Here is a 1,850-nt window from a genome sequence, read left to right on the forward strand (position 1 = left end):
CACCAGGGTGTATGACGCCCTGAACCGGATCCAACAAGTTACGGGAGCAGTCAATTGAATCGCATTGAAGAAAACCATGACTACAAATCGATCATAGGGCGAGCGAGGGCAATAGAGAATGCATGCAGGCAGTTTTTTCATGCGCTCTTGCGAGTGATCGATGAACGTCCTTTTACTCACTCGCCGCTCGCAGTCTTATTGCGGGTGACCGCAAGCCGGAAATTTCGTAGTCATGGTGATTTTGGAGGTGGCATTGCCCATCTTTATCGTCTAGGCGCTACTGCTGTGCTAGCGCTCATGCTGGCAATGATCTGGACACCTGCACACGCCTCGTTTTCCGCAACTCCTGGGGGGACTGAGTACATCTTCAATGATGCTAGGGGGTGGTTTCCGTCCCTCGAGGCCGCTGCTGGTGCTGAGGCTGCGGCCGGCGCGGCAATATTTGGTGGGTCATGGACCTACTCCAACTGTACCGCTGCTAATTCCTGCGACTTTTATAAGGATGGTGGATTGTGGGGGACATTTTCGGCAGGCACTCGCTCCACGCCTATTTCCTGTCCTTCAGGTGCCGCGCCCTCGGGCAACAGCTGCACATGCGTTCCCCCTAATGTAGAAAACGCCGCCCAAACTGGTTGCGATGTGCCATCCCCACCAGCGGTCTCAGACCCGCCAGTGACAAGTGCATCAGTAGCATCCGATCCAAGATCAGACCCAGACAAACCCAAGAAATGCCCTCTTTGCGATGGAGAGCAAACCGCCAAGCCGATCATTCCAGCGACAGGCGAGAAAATCCTGGCGCAAACCGACTACACAGGGCAAGGCGCAGATGCCCTGAGCTTGGTGCGGCACTTCCGAAGCAGCTGGGCCGGTGCGGCAGATAGAGGCCTGGCAGTCAATCCCGGGCTGACCCGCGCCTGGTCGCACAACCACGCCATCTCGATCAAGCAAGAAGGCACGGCTGGCGCTGCAGGCAACATCGCCCGCGTCATCTTTGGCGACGGCAGCGTACGCACCTTCAGTTGGAATGTCACTACCAGCAGCTGGGACGCCGGCAACAGCGCCGACAGCCTGATCCCCAACGCCACAGGCCTTCTGTATAAACGGCTGGACGACGATAGCCTGTGGCAGTTCGATACGGCAGGCAAGCTGCTCACCGTGACCCAGAGAAACGGTTGGATCCAAAGCTATACCTACAGCACGCCCAGCACCATATCCACGACCGCTCCGGTCGCAGGATTGCTCCTCAGTGTGAGCAACCAGTTCGGCCGCACCTTGAGCTTTGCGTACAACCCCAGCAGCCAGCTGACGAGCGTCATCGGCAGCGATGGCCGGATCATCAGCTACAGCTACGACGGCACCACCGCCACCTCACACCTGACCAGCGTCAGTTACCCTGGTACTTCGGGAGGCACCGTCACCCGCATCTACCACTACGAGAACGCTACTTACGCCCAACTGGTCACCGGCATCACCGATGAGCGGGGAATCCGGCTGTCCAACATCGCCTATGACAGCCTGGGCCGCGCCATCAGCAGCGGCTATGCGGGCGGTGCCGACCTGTACACGGTGAGTTACGCCACCCCTGGCTCAGCCACAGTGACCGACCCCTTGGGCACCCAGCGCACCTACAACTACAGCACCAACAAGGGGCAACTGGGTGTCACCGGCGCCGACAAGCCCAGCGGAACAGGCGCTCCATCCGCCGCCAGCCGAGTACAGGACGCCAACGGCTTCATCACCCAGGAGACCGACTTCCTGGGCGTGAACACCATGTACACATGGGACATCAACCGGCGCCTTCCCTTGAGTACGACCAGGGCAGCAGGATTGCCCGAAGTGCAGACAACGAC

1 protein-coding gene is annotated in these 1,850 nt (G+C 59.2%); it reads left to right on the forward strand.

The genetic code is table 11. The features are described 5' to 3' along the window. Positions 1-306: 306 nt before the first annotated feature. Positions 307-1,850 (forward strand): DUF6531 domain-containing protein (locus AC1DWI_RS21400; protein WP_477725701.1); only part of this gene is annotated, 1,544 nt, incomplete at its 3' end.

This window comes from Polaromonas sp. P3_C2 (genome assembly GCF_056402675.1).